16 protein-coding genes are annotated in these 18,298 nt (G+C 63.0%); all 16 read right to left on the reverse strand.

Translation table 11 applies throughout. The annotated features are described in order from the left end of the window. Nucleotides 1-8 precede the first annotated feature (8 nt). Complete coding sequence (queA, locus tag VGF98_04260; GenBank protein ID HEY1680834.1) at nucleotides 9-1,109, reverse strand: tRNA preQ1(34) S-adenosylmethionine ribosyltransferase-isomerase QueA; 1,101 nt, start codon at nucleotides 1,107-1,109, stop codon at nucleotides 9-11. Further along, nucleotides 1,078-2,079: a SpoIID/LytB domain-containing protein gene (locus tag VGF98_04265; protein ID HEY1680835.1), complete on the reverse strand. Its 1,002-nt coding sequence runs from the start codon at nucleotides 2,077-2,079 to the stop codon at nucleotides 1,078-1,080. Before VGF98_04265 ends, queA begins: the two co-directional genes overlap by 32 nt. After that, the gene (gene ruvB / locus VGF98_04270) at nucleotides 2,076-3,137 is read right to left on the reverse strand and encodes a Holliday junction branch migration DNA helicase RuvB (GenBank protein HEY1680836.1); all 1,062 of its coding nucleotides are present in this window, start codon (nucleotides 3,135-3,137) and stop codon (nucleotides 2,076-2,078) included. The genes VGF98_04265 and ruvB overlap by 4 nt, the downstream gene beginning before the upstream one ends. After that, nucleotides 3,134-3,760, reverse strand: coding sequence for a Holliday junction branch migration protein RuvA (gene ruvA, locus VGF98_04275; GenBank protein ID HEY1680837.1), 627 nt, complete (start codon nucleotides 3,758-3,760; stop codon nucleotides 3,134-3,136). Before ruvA ends, ruvB begins: the two co-directional genes overlap by 4 nt. Beyond that, the gene (gene ruvC / locus VGF98_04280) at nucleotides 3,760-4,263 is read right to left on the reverse strand and encodes a crossover junction endodeoxyribonuclease RuvC (GenBank protein HEY1680838.1); all 504 of its coding nucleotides are present in this window, start codon (nucleotides 4,261-4,263) and stop codon (nucleotides 3,760-3,762) included. The genes ruvA and ruvC overlap by 1 nt, the downstream gene beginning before the upstream one ends. Nucleotides 4,264-4,273: 10 nt before the next feature. Further along, the gene (gene pknB, locus VGF98_04285; protein HEY1680839.1) at nucleotides 4,274-6,361 is read right to left on the reverse strand and encodes a Stk1 family PASTA domain-containing Ser/Thr kinase; all 2,088 of its coding nucleotides are present in this window, start codon (nucleotides 6,359-6,361) and stop codon (nucleotides 4,274-4,276) included. Continuing rightward, nucleotides 6,358-7,764 carry a penicillin-binding protein 2 gene (locus VGF98_04290; protein HEY1680840.1) on the reverse strand — a complete coding sequence of 469 codons (1,407 nt, stop codon included), beginning with the start codon at nucleotides 7,762-7,764 and terminating at the stop codon, nucleotides 6,358-6,360. Before VGF98_04290 ends, pknB begins: the two co-directional genes overlap by 4 nt. Beyond that, complete coding sequence (locus VGF98_04295) at nucleotides 7,761-8,462, reverse strand: hypothetical protein (protein ID HEY1680841.1); 702 nt, start codon at nucleotides 8,460-8,462, stop codon at nucleotides 7,761-7,763. The genes VGF98_04290 and VGF98_04295 overlap by 4 nt, the downstream gene beginning before the upstream one ends. A 20-nt stretch (nucleotides 8,463-8,482) precedes the next feature. Continuing rightward, nucleotides 8,483-11,659: a carbamoyl-phosphate synthase large subunit gene (gene carB / locus VGF98_04300; GenBank protein HEY1680842.1), complete on the reverse strand. Its 3,177-nt coding sequence runs from the start codon at nucleotides 11,657-11,659 to the stop codon at nucleotides 8,483-8,485. Between the two features lie 373 nt (nucleotides 11,660-12,032). After that, a complete protein-coding gene (locus VGF98_04305) occupies nucleotides 12,033-12,848 on the reverse strand; it encodes a hypothetical protein (GenBank protein ID HEY1680843.1) in 816 nt (271 codons plus the stop codon). A gap of 157 nt (nucleotides 12,849-13,005) precedes the next feature. After that, nucleotides 13,006-13,605 (reverse strand): pyridoxamine 5'-phosphate oxidase, encoded by a 600-nt coding sequence (pdxH, locus tag VGF98_04310; GenBank protein HEY1680844.1) that lies wholly within the window; start codon nucleotides 13,603-13,605, stop codon nucleotides 13,006-13,008. Further along, complete coding sequence (locus tag VGF98_04315; GenBank protein HEY1680845.1) at nucleotides 13,602-14,522, reverse strand: VWA domain-containing protein; 921 nt, start codon at nucleotides 14,520-14,522, stop codon at nucleotides 13,602-13,604. Before VGF98_04315 ends, pdxH begins: the two co-directional genes overlap by 4 nt. After that, nucleotides 14,519-15,340, reverse strand: coding sequence for a DUF58 domain-containing protein (locus VGF98_04320; GenBank protein HEY1680846.1), 822 nt, complete (start codon nucleotides 15,338-15,340; stop codon nucleotides 14,519-14,521). The genes VGF98_04315 and VGF98_04320 overlap by 4 nt, the downstream gene beginning before the upstream one ends. 7 nt (nucleotides 15,341-15,347) lie before the next feature. After that, the gene (locus VGF98_04325) at nucleotides 15,348-16,319 is read right to left on the reverse strand and encodes a MoxR family ATPase (GenBank protein HEY1680847.1); all 972 of its coding nucleotides are present in this window, start codon (nucleotides 16,317-16,319) and stop codon (nucleotides 15,348-15,350) included. Next, nucleotides 16,316-17,194, reverse strand: coding sequence for a hypothetical protein (locus tag VGF98_04330; GenBank protein HEY1680848.1), 879 nt, complete (start codon nucleotides 17,192-17,194; stop codon nucleotides 16,316-16,318). The genes VGF98_04325 and VGF98_04330 overlap by 4 nt, the downstream gene beginning before the upstream one ends. Continuing rightward, the gene (gene carA, locus VGF98_04335) at nucleotides 17,161-18,249 is read right to left on the reverse strand and encodes a glutamine-hydrolyzing carbamoyl-phosphate synthase small subunit (GenBank protein HEY1680849.1); all 1,089 of its coding nucleotides are present in this window, start codon (nucleotides 18,247-18,249) and stop codon (nucleotides 17,161-17,163) included. The genes VGF98_04330 and carA overlap by 34 nt, the downstream gene beginning before the upstream one ends. Nucleotides 18,250-18,298 lie beyond the last annotated feature (49 nt).

Raw genomic sequence — 18,298 nt, forward strand, 5'->3', positions numbered from 1 at the left:
ACAGCGCGTCACAATTTCTTACGTTCCGAATCCCTAAAGACAAACATCGCGTCGCCGAACGAGAAAAACCTGTAGCGCTCGCGTACTGCCTCTTCGTACGCATGCAACACCCGCTCGCGTCCGGCAAATGCGCCAACGAGCACCAATAAGCTCGACTGCGGCAAATGGAAATTGGTGATCAGGGCGTCGACCGCACGAAAGCGATATCCCGGGGTGATAAACAGGCTGGTTCTTCCGACGCCCGGCGCGATGGCTCCGTCCTCATCGGCAGCGCTTTCCAGCGCCCTCACAACGGTCGTCCCGGCCGCAACAACCCGACCGCCGCCGGCGCGCGCCGTCGCGATCGCTCGAGACGCAGCCGCCGGAATCTCGTAGTGCTCGGCGTGCATTTCGTGATCGTCGATTCGTTCGGCGGTCATCGGGCGGAACGTCCCGAGTCCGACATCGAGAACGATGCGTACGATCGAGACGCCGAGCGCTTCGATCTCGCCCAACAACTCGTCCGTAAAATGCAACGAGGCGGTCGGTGCGGCGACGCTGCCCGGCACTCGCGCGAACACGGTTTGATAACGACGCTCGTTTTCATGAGAATCGTCGTGCACGTAAGGCGGCAGCGGCAACCGGCCGGCTCGCTCCAGAAACGCTTCGAACGGTTCTAGCAATTCGAACTCGACCTCGCGCGCACCGTCGGAGAGTTCGGCGGTAACGCGTGCGCTACCGGAGGCATCGAAACGGATGCGATCGCCGGTATGCAACCGGCGGGCCGGGCGTGCAAGCGCGACCCAACGCGAAGCGTTCGGATCGAACCGGCCGCCACCGGCCGGATGCAGCAGCAGCAACTCGACCCGGCCGCCGCTCGGCTCGCGCGAACCGAACAATCGTGCGGCGATCACTCGCGTCTCGTTCAGCACCAGCACGTCGCGGGGACGCAGATACTGTGGTAAGTCGGCAAAATGCGCGTGTTCGATCGCATCGCCCTCGAGCACCATCAAACGACTCGCGTCGCGCCGTCCGGCGGGGTGCTGGGCGATGAGATCCGGCGGCAGCTCGTAGCGATATGCGTCGCTACGACGGTCGTCAGACGTTGCCGATCGACGTTCCAGGAAAATACCACGCTATGATATCGGCGGCCGAACGGCCCAACTGGGCGAGCCCTCGGGCGCCCCACTGGCACAACCCGACGCCATGGCCCGAGCCGTCGCCCTCGAACCACAGCGATGGCGGTGACGGCGCTTGACGAACGCTCGTTACGAGCAGGCTGCGTAAAACGTGGCTCCCTACCAGTAATCGAAACGTCTCGCCTTTGATCGTTACCGTCCCACGCTCGCAGGTGAGATCGAACCCGCGCGCACGTCCGCTGGCATCGATGGACGACACACGAAGGTTTTGCAACGCCCCCGTTGCGTCGAGCCGCCGGCCGCACGCACGAGTCACGTCGTCGAGTGTGATCGTCGTCTGCCACCGGTAGTACGGCGAAGACGAGCAGTACGTGCAGGGCACGCCGCCGAGGTACGGCAGCACCGCGCCGCCGCTCCATGCCTCGGACGACGATTCGGTGTGGCCGCCACAGCACGACGAGTACGCAATTTGCGCGTACGCGTTGTTAAACTTCACCACTTGTCCGGCCGTCGCATCGACCGCAGCGCGTCCGGCCGGCGTTTCGCTCGAAAGACCGCTGTAGACTTGATCGGCTTCGGAGGGAACCAGATCGTACGCTCGCTGTGGATTGCTACGCTGCAGCACGTACGTGCGCGCGCACAACGCCTGCGCTTGTAACGCCGAGGCCGGCCACGACGGCGGCATTTCGCGCGGCACGACCGAGTATAAATATTGTTCGACGTCGACGAGATTGACGATCTCGCCGCTCGGTAGGCGTTGGAACGATCCTCGATACGCGCGTCCCGCAAACACGAATCCGCCGCCGGAGGCAGGTTCTGCATCGCCCGCTCCGAGCAACACGCGCAACGCCGGGCGGGCGCTGTTACTTGCTGGATCCACGTCGTCCTGGGCTTTCACACGCAACGGCAGCGCACACGTCGCAGCCACCAATCCGAGAAAGCGCGCGCGACGCAGCGTCATAGCAATCGCTCCTGTATCGAGGGCGGCAACGCGACGCCTAAATGTTTGCGCGCCACGTCGGTCGCGCGACGTCCGGATGCGGTGCGGATAACGAACCCTTGTTTGAGGAGGTACGGTTCCACGACGTCTTCGAGCGTCTCGGCATCCTCGGTCAAGGTCGCTGCGATCGCGCCGATTCCGACCGGACCTCCGCCGTATTGCTCGAGGATCGTGCGCAGAAAGCCGCGATCCAAACGGTCGAGCCCCAACTCGTCGACGCCTTCGCGCGCCAACGCCTCCCGCGCAACCTCGGCATCGATTCTACCCTCGGCTCGAACTTCGGCGTAATCCCGCACGCGGCGCAGAAGCCGGTTGGCGACGCGCGGCGTGCCGCGGCTCCGTGCGGCGATCGTGCGCGCGCCCTCGACGTCGATCTCGACGCCAAGAACGGCCGCCGACCGGCGCAAGATACGTTCCAGTTGTTCGGGCGCGTAGTAATCGAAGTGATGGACGATTCCGAACCGCTCGCGTAGCGGCGCCGTGAGCATACCGGCCCGCGTGGTCGCTCCCACCAGGGTGAAACGCTTGAGCGGTAGTTTCAGCGTCTTTGCGTACGCGCCGCGGTCGACCAAGAAGTCGATCTGAAAATCTTCCATCGCCGGATACAGAAACTCTTCGACGACGCGTCCGAGCCGGTGAATCTCGTCGATGAAGAACACGTCGCCGTCTTCCAACGACGTGAGAATGCCGACCAGATCTTTGGGTTTCTCCAATGTCGGTCCGCTGGTCGGGCGGAAGTTCGCGCCCATTTCGCGCGCCAACAATCCCGCCAACGTCGTCTTTCCCAGACCCGGCGGACCGTACAGCAGAACGTGTTCGAGCGGCTCTGCGCGGCGTTTCGCGGCGTCGAGGGAGATGCGCAAGTTCTCGACCACCAAATCTTGACCGACGTAATCGTCGAACGAACGCGGACGCAAACTCGCGCCGTAGACTTCGTCCTCGAGCGTGTCCTGCGGGTCGACGACGCGCTCTGCATCGTCGGGACCGAGCAGCCTGTGGCGCGCGTCGCCTTCGGTCATGCCGGCGACTTCGACGACTTCCGATTGTATATCTCCGCCAATAGACGCTCGGAGTCGTCGATCGACGGATCGGCTTCGAGCGTCTCGCGAATCATCGTTTCGGCTTCGACGCGCTTGTATTCGAGTTGCAGCAGCACCGCGAGTGCTTCGCTCGCGAAGTCGGGCATGGGCGGCGGCGGCGTCTGCGGCGCGTCTTGAATCAACAAGAACTTTGCGACCTTGCCTTGCAGCTTTGCCACGATGTCGCGCGCCTTTTGCTGTCCGATCCCCGGCAGCGTTTTCAGAAAGGCATGATCGCCGCGATCGATGGCCCGCGCGATCACCGACATCGGCTGCGAAAACGCGCGCGCAGCCGAGCGCGGACCGATCGAAGCGACGCTCAACAGCGATTCGAAAAACGCGCGCTCGATCGGATTGGTGAACCCATAATAGGTAAAGCGGCCGCTGTTGCCGTCCATGTTGAGAACCGCAAAAATGTCCAGCGTTACCCGTTCGCCAGGCTTGCTCGGAATTTTTTCGGCGATGCATGGCGGAAGCAGAATTTCATAACCCAAGCCGCCGGCGCCCACCACCGCGCCTTCGTGCGTGCGTTCGATCAGGGGTCCGTCGATGCGCGTAAACATCAGCCGTGCACGCGGCCGAGCCGTTGGAGCACCGGCGACATGTTGACGAAGGCCAGCGCTAACGCTAGCGCGTCGGAAACGTCTTCCGGCTCCGGAGCACGCCGCAACCCGAGTAGTTGCGTGACCATTGCGTTCACTTGATCCTTGCGCGCGCTGCCCGAGCCGACCAGCGCGCGCTTGACGTGCGAGTGGCCGATCGAATGCACCGTGAGGCCCGCCTGCGCGGCCGCCAAACATAACACGCCGCGCGCGTGGGCCATGAGAATTGCCGTCCCTGGGTTACGGTACGTTGTATATAATTCTTCGATTACTACCGATTCGGGTTGCGTCTGCGAGATCACGTCGGTAATACCGGCGTGCAGTTCGCGCAAACGCCGTTCGAGCGTGTCACTCGCGCGCGGGCGCACCACGCCGGCTTCGATCAGCCGCATGCGGACGTGCGTTCCCTCGACGACGCCGTATCCGGTGGTTCGCAACGCCGGATCGATGCCTAATACGCGCATGTGAAACGAACTATTGCGGGCCGGTGCCGTTGACGATCAACGTCACGCTCGACCCGGGTGGAAGGCTCGTTCCGACGGCCGGATCGGTACCCACGGCACGGCCGCCCGCGCCGGCGTTGTTGGTGTACTGTATGTGCTGCACCGAATAGCCGTAACTCGCCAACGTCGACTTGGCCTGCTCAACCCCCATGCCTTCGGTGTCGGGGACTTCGCCGGATACGGCAAATGTCAACGTTACCGGCGAGCCTTGCGAGAGCGGCGTGGACGCCGACGGATCTTGCGCGACGACTGCAATCGGCCGGTTCTGCGGGAGATTTACTTGCACTTGAAACTGCATGCGCGCGCTAAAACCGGCGCCGGTAATCGCGCTAACGGCTTCCTGATAGGTGCGCCCGACCACGCCGGGAACGGCGGTCGTCGCCCCGCTGGTCGGTTGCGCGGGAACATCTTGTTCGCCGGTGCTCACGATTGCCGCGACGGCTTGTCCCGCTCCCAGCTGTTGACCCGCGGTCACGTTTTGCGATGCGATCGTATCGGCCGGAACGCCGGTCACGGCTTGCTGCGTTAAGGTGAGCGTGATGCCGAGCTTCGCCGCCAACGCTTGTGCTTTGTCGGATGTCAAACCGACGAACTTCGGGACGTCGATGGGCTTGGGACCATCCGAAACGATCAGCGTGATGCGACTCGCTTGCGGTACTTGCGTTCCGGCCTTCGGCTTTTGATCGATAACCGTGTCTTTGAGCGTATTATCGAATTGGCGCACGACGGTCACGGCAAATCCGAGATGTTGCAGAATGCGCTGCGCGTCGACGCCCGTAAATCCGCGCGCGTCCATCAATCCGACCGTCGGCTTTCCGTTGCTCACCACCAGCTCGACCAGCGAATTCGGATCGACTTTGGTACCCGCCGGCGGATTTTGGCGGATGACGTGATTCATCGCTACCGTGTCGCTCGGGCTCTTGACGAAGCGAACGCGCAAACCGCCGTTCACTGCAGTTTGCTGGGCCTGAGCGTCGCTCATATTGGTGAAGTCCGCGACGGCGATCGAGGTCTTCAGCGACGGTAGCGGACGCCCGAAAAAATAATAGCCGGCGCCGGTTGCAGCCGCTAAGAACGCGAGCAACAGCACGATCGTTCCGGTGTAATTTCGGCCTTCGCGTTCGTCGGCGACCGTGCGGTCGGGCATTGGGGTCCGGCGCGGCGGCAACGGGCGTGCTGCGTTCATCGCCTGCGTCGGCGCGTCGTCGGAGATGCGATAACCGGCAACGCTGGGGCGCTCGCGCGCTTCGCGTAACGCGGTTGCCAACTCGGCGGCCGACGTAAAACGATTCTCAGGACGCTTCTGCAGCAGCCGGTTGACGATCGCTGCCAACGCCGGACTCACACCCAGCCGTCCGGCGGGAACGGTCGGCACCGGATCGCCGATGTGTTTGAGCGCCACCGTCACCGGCGACTCGCCCGAATACGGCAGGTCGCCGGTCAGCATCTGGTACAGCACGACGCCCAAACTGTATAAGTCGGACGTTTCGTGCAGGTCGTGGCCTTGCGCTTGTTCGGGCGAAATGTAATAGACGCTGCCCATCACCAAGCCCGGCTTGGTGAGGGCCATGGTTTGTGTCGAGACGGCCCGCGCAATCCCGAAGTCCGACAACTTCACGACGTCATCTTTGGTGACCAGAATATTGGCCGGCTTGATATCGCGGTGCAACAGGCCGCTGCGATGCGCGTACGCCAAACCGCTGGCGATTTGGATACCGTAGTCCAATGCCACCGGTTCGGGCAGCTTGCCGTCGGCCGCGATGATATCGGCCAGCGAAGGACCGTCGACCAATTCCATGACGATGTAGTACGCGTCGCCTTCATGGCCCACGTCATATGTATTGACGATATTGGGATGCGAAAGCCGCGCGGCCGATTCGGCCTCTTGGTAGAAGCGGCGGACAAACTCTTGATCGGCGGCGTACTGTTCGCGCAATACCTTGATTGCGACGCGACGGCGGAGCACCGTATCGATACCGCCGAAGACGGTCGCCATGCCGCCCTCGCCGAGCTTTTTGTCCAGCTTGTAGCGGTTGTTGAAAATCCGCTCTTCGATCACGGACCTGCGCTTTGCAGAGCGGTCGCCAAGACGTCGCGCGCAATCGGGCCCGCGTAAGTCGCGCCGTACCCGACGTTTTCGACCACGACCGCCACCGCGACGCGCGGATGTTCGGCCGGCGCGAAGCAGACGAACCACGAGTGGGAGCGCCCCAACGGGTTGGTCGCGGTACCGGTCTTTCCGGCGACGGTGATATGCGGCAGCTTGGCCACGGTTCCGGTTCCGCGCTGCACCACAGCAATCATCATTGCCGTTACGTTCGCGGCCACCGCAGGCGATACCGGGTTCGAAAGGGCCGACGACTGGGACACGCTGGCCGGGACGCCGTCGCGCACTATTTGGCGCACCACGAACGGACGTGGTTCCACGCCGTCCGCGGCGATGGTCGAACCAATCAGCGCCATTTGCAGTGGCGTCATCAGCAGCGCGCCTTGCCCGAAGCCCATCTGTGCCAGTTCGCCGGGTACGAGACCCGCTTGTGGCGGCACCGATGCGCGCTCGGCCGGAAGTTGAAAGTCGAGCGAGCCGCCGATGCCCCAACGGTCGAGATACCGGTAAAACGAGTCCGTGCCCATCTTGAGCGCGATTTGCGCGAAGTCGACGTTACTCGAGAGCGCGAAGGCGGTGGTGAGATCGGCGTACCCCGTTGCTTCACCCTCGTTGTCGTGCAGCGTAAAGTCGCCTATTTGAAAATATCCGGGATCCTCGAAGTGCGATTGCATCGTCACGGTGCCGTTATCGAGGGCGGCCGCCGCCGTGAACATTTTGAACGTCGAACCCGGCGGATACAAGCCGGCGAGCGCGCGATTGAGCAGCGGGCTGCGCGTGTCGGCCGATAGTTGCGCGAACTCGTTATCGAAGTCGTTGGGATCGTAACTCGGCACGCTTCCAAGCGCGAGCACCGCGCCGCTACGCGGGTCCAACACGACGCCCGCGGCGCGCGGATACTTCGACAGTAGATCGAACAGACGTTGCTGCACGGTCGGCACGATCGTCGTCACGACATCGGCACCGTGCTCGACGAGCGATTGGCCGTGCAGAGCGGCAACGATGGTCGCAAGTTGCGCGCTCGGATCGCCGGCACTGTCGGGCGGCGTCAGAGCACGGTCGAAGGCTTGCTCGATTCCACTGGTCCCGTAGCGCGTCGAGAGATAGCCGACGGTTTGCGCCAGCGCGGAACCCATCGGGTACTGCCGCCGGCCACCGACAGTTTCGGCCAAAACGGTCCCGTCGGTTGCCAAGATGCGCCCACGCGCCGCATCGAGCAGCGCGTGACGCGGATTATTCGGACGTGCCGCGATCGAGGGAGCGGCGACGACCTGCACGTAGGCTTGGCGCGCCGCCAAGATCGCAAACAGCAGAACGAAAAAACCCGACAGCGCCCGAATCGCGCGGTTGGTCACGCTTCGTCGACGTTCTCGCGCAACAGCGTGTAACCACCATGCGTCCGCACGGCCATGTGCGGGCGTCCCTTACCGGCCGCGATGACGACGTTAACCGCCGCCAGGGCAGTCTCGTCCTCGATGGCCGTAGTCAACAGTACGACTTCGGCGTCACCCTCTGCCAAGAGCAGCGCCGAAACGTAGGCGCAACTGGGAATCGTTTCGAAGTGCCGCGTCTCGTACGGCGCTTCGTGCCACGGGCCGCGTTTTCCGAACGCTTGCGAGTGGAAATCCCAGGCGCACAGCTGTTTCTCTTTCCACACGAACTCGTCACGCACGCATAAGCGCCGGCACGCCGCGCACTGCACGATCGACGCCGCCGGTTGCGCCAGCGCGTCGGCCACATCCTCGGGAAGATCTTCGATGTTGAGAACGGCGTCATCGTCGAGCGATTCCGGTAATGCGGATTCCCAGCCGGTGCGAGCCAGCAACTCGACGTCACGCACGGGAGCCACGAACGCGCGGTGGTCTTCGGGCGCGAACGTGCGGTCCATCCAATCTACCAAGCCGGAGAGCGCGATGCCGACGTTTTGCCAGGCGTCGCCAACCACCGCACCGATCGGCGTCCATGCGATCGGCACGAGCCGCGCCGTGATGGCGCCGCCGCTGGGCCGAAAACTGTTGACGACGGCCAACGTGTTCTCGTTGCCGCCGAGCATGAAGACTTGCGGCTTTTCTTCTACGTCGCTATTGTCGTGTGCGCCGCGGCGTACTCTTGCAGGCTGCGGGGAGCTTCCGCCCGGCTGCCGAGCGCCTCCGCGAGGGCCCGGGCCGTATCCAGACTGGTCAAACACGCGATACCCGCTTCTACCGCCGCGCGGCGAATCTTGTAGTTATCCGATATTTCACGCGGACCGGCAGCGTCGTTGATCACCAGGTCCACGCGGCGCGACGAAATCAAGTCCAGTACGTGCGGCGAACCTTCGGCAATTTTATTGATCGGCTCGCACGCGATGCCGGCCGCTTCCAAGACCCGCCGCGTACCCGGCGTCGCCACTAAGGTGTGTCCCAGCTCGGCATAACGACGCAGAACCGGCACCGCTTCGGCCTTTTCGGCGTCGGCGATCGAAACGAGGATGCGCCCGCCGCTGCCCGGCATACGCACCCCGGCTGCGATGAATCCCTTGCGGAGCGCACCGGCAAACGTTGCGTCGATCCCGAGCACTTCGCCGGTCGACTTCATCTCGGGTCCGAGGATCGTTTCGACGCCGCGCATTTTCGAAAACGAAAAGACCGGCACTTTCACCACGACGAACGGCACGGCCGGACGCAACCCGGTTCCGTACGGCATGTCCCGCAAGCGTTCGCCCAATCCCACACGCGTTGCCGCCGCGACGATATTGATCCCGGTGGCTTTTTGGATGATCGGAACCGTGCGGCTGGCGCGCGGATTGGCTTCGATGATATACAACTGATCGTCGTGCACTACGAATTGAATGTTGATCAATCCTCGAATCTTCAGCTCGCGCGCGACGGCCTCGGTAACCTCGGCGATACGCCGTTCCATGGCGGCGTCGATCGTTTGCGCCGGATAGGCGCTAATCGAATCCCCGGAATGAATGCCGGCTCGCTCGACGTGTTCGAAGATGCCCGGAATCAAGATGTCGTGGCCGTCGAAGACCGCGTCGACCTCGAGTTCGAGTCCGCGCAAGTATTTGTCGACCAATAAGGGCGCGTCCGGGACGATATCCGGCGCGGACTCGGCGTAGGATGCCAACTGGCCTTCGTTGTAGACGATTTCCATCGCGCGGCCGCCGAGCACGAACGACGGACGCACCAGCACCGGAAAGCCCAGTTCGCGCGCGATCGCGCGCGCCTCGCGAAAGCTGCGTGCGGCGTGCCCCTGCGGACGTGCAACGTTGAGGCGCGACAGCGCGGCGTCGAACTGCTCGCGATTCTCAGCCATGTCGAGCGACGCTCGGTCGCTACCGACGATTCGGACGCCGCGAGCGCTGAGCTCGGCCGCAAGATTGATCGCGGTCTGCCCGCCGAACGCCAGCATCACGCCGCGAGCGTTGGTGGCGCGGTATGCCGCTTCCACTTCGTCGGCTGCCGGCGGTTCGAAGATCAGCACGTCCGAAATATCGAAATCCGTCGAAACCGTTTCGGGATTATTGTTCACGACGACGGGTGCGAAGCCGGCCGCCTTCAGTGCCCAGGCCGCGTGCACGCAACTGTAATCGAACTCGATGCCCTGTCCGATGCGGATCGGACCGCTGCCGACCACGACTACCGCCTCGCGCGCGACGGCGCGCATCTCGTCGCTTTCGCCGCGTGACAGATAGTAATACGGAGACTTGGCCGGAAACTCAGCAGCCGCGGTATCGACCATGCGAAATGCAGCCGGTTCGGCCGAGGCCATGCTCCGATCGTAGCCCCACTCGGCGGCTTGCCGCCGGTCGCCCGGCGACGGGTCGACGCGCAGGCGCTCTTCCAACTCGACGAGGTCGGCGAACTCGTTGAGCCAAAAGCGGTCGATCGACGACAGTTCGGCGATGCGCTCGATCGCGCCATGCCGGTCGCTGGCATCGAATCGCTCCGGGAACATGTCGCGACGCAGTAACTCGGCCACCGCGAACAGCCGCTCGTGCGACGGCTTTGCAATTTCCGTTTCGAGTTCGTCGCGGCTCCAGTCGTACAGCGCGCCGGTCAACGACCGCCGCTTGAGATCCAGCCCGCGGATCGCCTTGATCAGCGCTGCGCGAAACGTGCGTCCGATGCCCATCGCTTCGCCCGTGGATTTCATCTGCGTTCCCAAACGCGTATCGGCAAGTGGGAATTTATCGAATGGCCAACGCGGGATTTTTACGATGACGTAATCCAGCGTCGGCTCGTACGCAGCTTTAGTGACGCCCGTGACCGGGTTTGGAATTTGGTCGAGCGTCTGGCCTAGCGCGATACGCGTCGCGATCTTGGCGATCGGATACCCGGTAGCTTTCGATGCCAGTGCAGAACTGCGCGAAACGCGTGGATTGACTTCGATGATCGCGTATTCGCTGCGATCCGGATGCAACGCGAACTGAATGTTGCAGCCGCCCTGCACGTTGAGCGCACGAATGACGTTGATGCTCGCGCTGCGCAGCATCTGATATTCGAGATCCGACAGCGTCTGCGAGGGCGCGACGACGATCGAGTCGCCGGTATGCACGCCGACCGGATCGATGTTTTCCATGTTGCACACGGTGATACAGTTGCCGGCTTTGTCGCGCAGCACTTCGTACTCGATCTCTTTCCAACCGAGTAAGGAGGTCTCGAGCAGCACTTGATGGATGAGGCTGGCCGTCAATCCCGCGTCGAGAAACTCGCGCAGCTGTTTTTCGTCGTAGGCGATGCCGCCGCCGGTGCCACCGAGGGTGTAGGCCGGCCGGATGACTAGCGGGTAACCTTTGCGTTCGGCAAATGCGACGCCGGCCTCGATGTCGGTGATGATCTCGCTCTCGGGAACCGGCTCGCCGATCTCGATCATCTTCTTCTTAAAACGGTCGCGGTCTTCGGCCAGCTTGATCGTTTCGATCGGCGTCCCTAACGTTTCGACGCCGTATTTTTCAAGAATTCCGGCTTCGTCGAGTTCGACGGCAAGATTCAGGCCGGTCTGGCCGCCCAACGTGGGCAGCAATGCGTCGGGCCGCTCGCGCGCGATGATTTGTTCGATGGATTCAACGGTCAGCGGCTCGAGATACACCGCGTCGGCAATCTCGGGATCCGTCATGATCGTCGCCGGATTCGAGTTGACGAGGACGATCCGGTGGCCTTCCTCGCGCAACGCCCTGCACGCTTGCACGCCGGCGTAGTCGAATTCGGCAGCCTGACCGATGACGATCGGTCCAGAGCCGATGACCATTACATTCCGGGGCATGCTCGGGCCGTTTCATTGGCCTGCCGATGCTCGCAGTCCTGGAAAGTTGCGGCCGCTTCAGCGTCGAACCGCCCGACGCGCCCAATTATTTCGAATCGGATATTGATACATCTTGAGATCGCCATTGCCGGTATCCGGACATAGCCGAACCTCGCAACTCGTCTTGCCGGTTATATTTCTCTCAAGCCTTACATGATCTTCGGCTGCCCTTTCGCGTGTGCGAGCAACGCGATGCTGCCGAGTCCGGACTGTGCAACAAACACCACCCGGAAGGTCGGTCTAATCCCCGCTATCGGATTTGGTCTGGTTCCGAATCCCGCGCAACCGCCCAGGGCCGCTGCAGCGAAAAACAATACGTATTTTGGAACGGCATCTACTGCGACATTCCCGGGCTGATTGCCAAAAACTGGTACGAGCCGGTCGAAATCCTCTTGACGGCCTTTCCGCCCTGAGGGTATTTGAAGAGTTCGAGTTGCGTGCCAACTGTTACAAGGTGATCGTCCAAAAGGACATAGGGGTTACACTCGCCCTCACAATGCAAGTCGACCTGGCCGGTAATTTTTCCCGACGGTGCAATCTGATAGATTGGCTCGCCGTATGTCTCCGAATCCTGGAGGTTCATGCTCTTCGTGACGCTGGACCATGCAAGATTTCCAGGATACTGAATCGTCGCTCCGGTGACTGGGATGGTTTTAAACTTCCCTTTGCTAAACGAGCCATAAAAAAGCCGGCCTGACTGATTGGCGCCGTCGAGATAGAGCGTTCCGGTGGTACCGGCATAGGCGACGTAATTAACGATGAGAATCTTCGAACTTCGATAGAATTTCGGCTTTCCCGAGGCGCCCGTATATAGTGCGATATTCCCCGGACCGCTCTCCTCGGAAGTAAAGTTGCCGACAGCCAAATCTCCGGATTTAGGGTCGTACGCACAACTGATCGGCTCGTAGCCATCGTCAGCTAAGGTGGCGATATGGCTGCCGGTATGCGAATACTCTTCAATCGTCGAGCCTCCCGTGTTCGCAACCCAAACGTTCCCCGCCCCATCGCTGCAGTCGCTGCCTGGTTTGTTTAATCCCGTAATTACTCCCAATAACTTTCCGCTCGGATATCCCAGCATGTCGACGGCGTTCCCGTAATAGTCGACAACGAAGAGCGTCTCTTTTGTTTGGGTCGCGAGAGATGGCGCCATTGGCGTCGCGGGTACTTCGGTCGCGGACGAGCTGCAAGCGGCGAGTGCACCCAAGCCCACCAATACACAAATGCGACCTGCTAAAATGCCGATTCTCATAATCGATTTCTTCGCCGGGTCGAACTCCGTTCCTTATCCGGCGGCGGCGCCGCAATCACTACGGCTGGAGGCGAACGGCACTCCACCCATCGTGCGAACGTTCGAAGCGCATTCGATCGTGCAGCCGGTTGGGTCGGCTCTGCCAGAATTCGATACGCTGCGGTACGATCGCGTAGCCGCCCCACGAATGCGGGCGCGGCACGTCTTGTCCCTCAAAGCGAGCTTGGTACGCTTCGAAACGCTCCTCCAACAGTGCGTGGTCGTCGACGGGTTCGCTTTGCTCCGACGCCCACGCCCCTAAGCGATGCCCGCGTGGGCGCGACTCGAAATACGCGTCCGATTCATCATCGGATAAAGCGCGGGCCACGCCTTCGACGCGCACTTGCCGTTCCAGCTCGGGCCAATGCAGCACGGCCGCAACCGCCGGATTATCGCTGAGTTCGCGCCCTTTCCGGCTTAGATACGAAGTGTAGAAGCGCAAGCCGGCACGATCGAATCCACGCAGCAGCACGATGCGGGCCGACGGACGTCCCTGTGCGTCGACCGTGGCCACGCACATGCTGTCGGCCGTAATCGAACGTGCGTCGCGCGCCGCTTCTATCCAGCGTGTCAGCGTCGCGATTGGATCGTCTCCGGGAGCAACGTCGTACGGGATCACGGATATCTTCCCGTCGCCAAGCCGGTGATGAATGCACACAGCATCAAACCGCCACCGGCCAGCGCTAGCGGTAACGACGCATCGATTTCCTGATTGCGCACCGTCGTCAGGCGCGCAAGACGCGCCAATGCGTCGTGCAGCTGCACCGCATTTTCGGCGCGCGCGTACGCCCCGCCGCTGGCTTCCGCGTACTGTCGCAAGGCGTCCTCATCGATCGTGGCCTCGTCGTTGGTCCCCGGAATTAGGCCGCCTTGTTGCGTGCCGATGCCGACCGTGTACACCGGAACGTGGTGTTGCCCCAACCACTGCGCGGCCTCGATCGGATCCGAACCGGCGTTGTTGACGCCGTCGGTGATCAGTACGACGACGCGATGGCCGGCGGCCGGGAGATTCTGCGCGGCTAGCCGCAGCGCGTCGCCGATTGCCGTCGCGCCGTCGGGTTGCGGCAAATTATCGAGCGATGCCGAGACCGCCGTGCGGTCGGAACTGAGCGGCTGCACCATCTCCGCTCCAGCGGCAAACGCAATGATGCCGATTTTCGTACCGGCCGGCGTCTCGTTGATGAACGCCCGCGCCGCAGCTTTGGCAGCTTCGGCACGCGTCGGCGCGACGTCGGTCGACGCCATCGAGCCGGACGTATCGATGCAGATGAACACTTGTCCATCGTGAATCGGCAGCGGTACCGTCACGTGCGGTCGCGCCGCCGCACCGAGCAAGCCGGCGACGCCCGCCACTAACGCGATCGTTAACGCGCGCGGAATCCATGCCCGCGGGCGAATCGCTTGCGCAAAAAAGTCGACGTTAGAATAGGCGAGATCGCGCGCGGTCGTTCTCCGCTGAAGCCGCACGATGAGGATCGCGAACGCAATAACCAGCACCACGGCAAACAGCAACCACCACGGATGCTCGACGCTCACGCCGGCACCCCGCGATACGCCAGTCCAAATGCTTCATGCAACGAGCCTCCGCCGTCGCGCTCGTGCAGCAGGCCGGTGCGCCAGTTCGCTTGCGCGAAACGCTGTACGACGCTCGACTCGCGCGCTCGGACGGCGCGAGCGTAAGCGCGGCGCTCGCGTCCTCCGACGTACGCGCGAACCGCTCCGCCTTCGGCTCCGCGTACGCGAACGATGCCGCCCAACGGCAAGCCGTCGTACCACGGATCGCGCGCGACCAGCACCGTGCAATCGAAGCGCGCTCCAAGGCGATGCACCAATGCGTCGTCGCCGGCGCCGAGATCGAACCAATCGCCGATCGCTAGCAACGCGGTGCCGCGCGGCAATGCATTCAGCGCCGTCTGGAAAGCGCGCGCACAATCGAACGGGCCCGGCTGCGCCGATGCGGCGATCGCTGCGTGACGCGAGCGTTGCAGCGCTGCGGGCGTCATCCAATCGGACGCGACGTTGATGCACCGGTCGTCGGCGGTCGCAGCTCCGAACCACGCCGACGTCGCTTCGGCAGCCGCAGATAGCAACGGCCTGCGGCGACCGACGCGCATCGATCCCGACCCGTCGACGATGGCGGCCAACGTCAACGCAACGTCTTCGAGAACCACCCGCGATTGCAACGTCGCCGCGCGCGCGGTTGCCGCCCAATCGATGCGTCGCACGTCGTCGCCGGGGACGTAGGCGCGCAACTCGACGAACTCGTAGCCGTCGCCACGATAGACCGTCGGCGATCCCGCCCCTAGCGCGCGCGGTCGCCGCTTACCTCGCAACAACGCGTCGCGAATCGTCATGCTGCGACTACGGCGCGGGAATCGCGGAGATCAGTGCGTCAATCGCGCGGTCGACCGCGACGCCTTCTGTAGCCATCCGGTAGTTGAATCCGATCCGATGCCGCAGCGCGTCCGGCGCGACCGCCCGCACGTCGTCCGGCAACGCGAAGTCGCGCCCGGCCAGAAACGCACGCGCTCGCGCCAGATTCGCCAAGGCGAGTGTCGCTCGGGGACTCGCACCGTAATCGATCAACTCGGCACATGAAATCGTCCGGCCGGCCGCGCTCGTCACCGAAACGCGGTCGCCTTCGCGCGTGATCGCGACCAACTCGACGATGTAGCGTTTCAACTTCTCATCGATGTGGACGGCGTGCGCTTGCACGCGCCAGGCTGCGACGTCGGCTAACGTCGCCACGCCGCGGACCGGTTGGGTATCGGCCAACGCGAACCGGTCGAGAATCTGCAACTCTTCGTCGCGGGACGGATAGCCGACGTCGACTTTGATGAGAAACCGGTCCATCTGCGCGATCGGAAGCGCATACGTGCCTTCGGCATCGAGCGGATTCATGGTCGCCATTACGACGAACGGGTCCGGCAGCGGGTGCGTCTGCGGGCCGATCGTCACTTGGCGCTCTTGCATCGCTTCCAAAAGCGCCGATTGCACTTTAGCCGGCGCGCGGTTGATCTCGTCGGCCAACACGACGTTGGCGAAGATCGGGCCTAGTACCGTGGTAAAGGCGCTTTCGCGTTGATCGAACACGCGCGTGCCGACGATGTCGCTCGGAAGCAGATCGGGCGTAAACTGAATGCGCTTGAACGTGCCGTCCAGCGCCGCCGCCATCGCGCGGCAGGCCAGCGTCTTGGCCAAACCGGGCGGACCCTCGAGCAGCACGTGTCCGTTCGCCAAGAGCGCCATGAGCAAGGCTTCGACCACATTAGACTGACCGACGATGGTTTCGGAAAGCGCCGCCGAGAGCGCGTGGGGAGTCCGTTCGTTCATCCGATGTTACGCTCCAGCGCAAGACATGCGTCCGAGATTGCGCCCGGAAGATCCGAATCGTAGGTAAATGCGGCGCGTTCCAACGCGATCAGCAATCCGCGCATCGGCTCGGCGCCGGCGCGCGGCAATCGCAAAACCGCCGACAACGTCTCGCCTTCGTCGGCACCGATCAGGCGCCACACGGCCCCGCGAACCGCAACCGCCATTAGGCGCGTCGGATCCGCCCGCAACACCAGTAACGCATCCGCCAATTGGTCGTGGATCGTACGCGGGGGCATCGCCGGCGCTTCGTCGACCACCGGCGGCGCCGTGCGAATATCTGCAACCGCGCCCCGGCGTGCGATCGCGATGACGATCGCCACGATAACGATCATAACGATGAGCCAGAAGACGACGATGAGGAACGCGCGACGCAAGTCGAAGCCGCTCGCCGCGTTCACGAGACTCGCCGTAGGCGAGTCAACCACGGTCAACGTTAGACCGTTGGTGGAATATTGCTTGGCGCGTTTGTCGCGGGCATCGATCGCTTGCAGAACGGCCGGCGCGATCGCCAGCGCGCCGGCCGCGTGCGCCGCGACGGAAATCGTTTCGCGATACGTCGATCCGCCGGGTCCGGCGCTTACTTCGCGCTCGTCGCCCAGCAATTCGAGCGACGCGAGCAGCGGAAGCTCGAGGTTGCCGATCGAGCCGACGTTCTCACGCACGCGCAACGTGACCGTTAGGTGAAACGGTACGTCGACGTGCGGCGTCGACGTGTCGGACGACAGCGTGAAGCTCTGCACCGTCAGATGCTGCAGCGACTGCGCGCCGGCGTGTGCCGGTGCGAGCGCGAGCGCTATCGCTAGCGCTGCGATAAGCCGGCGGATTCGAACCATTGCTTGAAGAGTTTACGAGCGTCGAACGGACCGGGCGACGCTTCGGGGTGAAACTGCACGCCGGCGATCGGCAGCGTACGATGTTGGAAACCTTCGTTGGTCCCGTCGTTTAGATTGGTCATCGTTGCCTCTAACTCGGCCGGTAGCGACGATGCGTCGACCGCATAGCCGTGATTGTGCGCGGTGACGATCACCTCGCCGCTACGTTCCTGCACCGGTTGATTTCCGCCCCGATGGCCGTACGGAAGTTTGTACGTGCGTCCACCGTACGCCAATGCCAGTAATTGGTGCCCCAAACAGATGCCGAAGAGCGGCGTGCTGTCGCTCAATGCGCGCAAGGTCTCGATCGTTTCCGGCAAATCGGTCGGATCGCCGGGTCCGGGCGATACGAATACCGCCTGTGGAGCGGTGGCGAGCACGTCGTCACTCGATGCATCGTAGGGCAATACCGTTATTCGAGCGCCGAGTGCTTGGAGTTCCCGGAGAATCGCCCGCTTGACACCGCAATCGATTAGCGTAACGGGTACGCCGCCTACCGGCCCTTCCACGGTCGCCGTTTGGGTTGCCACCGAGGCGACCAAGCCGGCATTCGCGTTCCCGCGAACGAATTCGGCCAGCTTACGCTCGGCGTCGGCCAACGCGCCTTCACCAACCGCCAACGCACCGGCGATCGTGCCGTGCTCGCGTAACGCGATGGTAATCGAGCGTGTGTCGGCGCCGATGAGCGCGGGAACGTCTTGCTCGACCAGCCATGACGACAAATCGGTTCGACTTAGATGGTGCGACGGGTGCGTTGCAATCTGCTTGACCACGGCGCCCGCCGCGCACGCGCGCGAATATTGGCTGGCGCTACCCGAAATGCCGTAATTCCCGATCATCGGATAGGTGAAGGTCAGAATCTGGCCGGCGTACGACGGATCGGTCAGCGCTTCTTCGTAGCCGGTCATGCCGGTGTAGAACACCGCCTCGCCCAGCGCCAGCCCATCGGTCAAGCCGTAGCCGTCGAAGCGGCTCCCATCGGCGAGAAACAGGGCGGCCGGAGGCGAGGAATGCATCGGCCGTTCGGGTTAGCGCCGGGTCTCGCGGGTCCCTGGGAGGAGCGCT

This window comes from Candidatus Tumulicola sp. (assembly GCA_036490475.1).
Taxonomy (GTDB): domain Bacteria; phylum Vulcanimicrobiota; class Vulcanimicrobiia; order Vulcanimicrobiales; family Vulcanimicrobiaceae; genus Tumulicola.

Bases quoted from the DNA above. Each gene is read 5' to 3' on its own strand.
- VGF98_04265 (HEY1680835.1), bottom strand. From the start codon at position 2,079: ATGACGCTGCGTCGCGCGCGCTTTCTCGGATTGGTGGCTGCGACGTGT.
- ruvB (HEY1680836.1), bottom strand. From the start codon at position 3,137: ATGACCGAAGGCGACGCGCGCCACAGGCTGCTCGGTCCCGACGATGCA.
- ruvA (HEY1680837.1), bottom strand. From the start codon at position 3,760: ATGTTTACGCGCATCGACGGACCCCTGATCGAACGCACGCACGAAGGC.
- ruvC (HEY1680838.1), bottom strand. From the start codon at position 4,263: ATGCGCGTATTAGGCATCGATCCGGCGTTGCGAACCACCGGATACGGC.
- VGF98_04295 (HEY1680841.1), bottom strand. From the start codon at position 8,462: ATGCTCGGCGGCAACGAGAACACGTTGGCCGTCGTCAACAGTTTTCGG.
- carB (HEY1680842.1), bottom strand. From the start codon at position 11,659: ATGCCCCGGAATGTAATGGTCATCGGCTCTGGACCGATCGTCATCGGT.
- VGF98_04305 (HEY1680843.1), bottom strand. From the start codon at position 12,848: ATGGCGCCATCTCTCGCGACCCAAACAAAAGAGACGCTCTTCGTTGTC.
- VGF98_04320 (HEY1680846.1), bottom strand. From the start codon at position 15,340: ATGACGATTCGCGACGCGTTGTTGCGAGGTAAGCGGCGACCGCGCGCG.
- VGF98_04325 (HEY1680847.1), bottom strand. From the start codon at position 16,319: ATGAACGAACGGACTCCCCACGCGCTCTCGGCGGCGCTTTCCGAAACC.
- VGF98_04330 (HEY1680848.1), bottom strand. From the start codon at position 17,194: ATGGTTCGAATCCGCCGGCTTATCGCAGCGCTAGCGATAGCGCTCGCG.
- carA (HEY1680849.1), bottom strand. From the start codon at position 18,249: ATGCATTCCTCGCCTCCGGCCGCCCTGTTTCTCGCCGATGGGAGCCGC.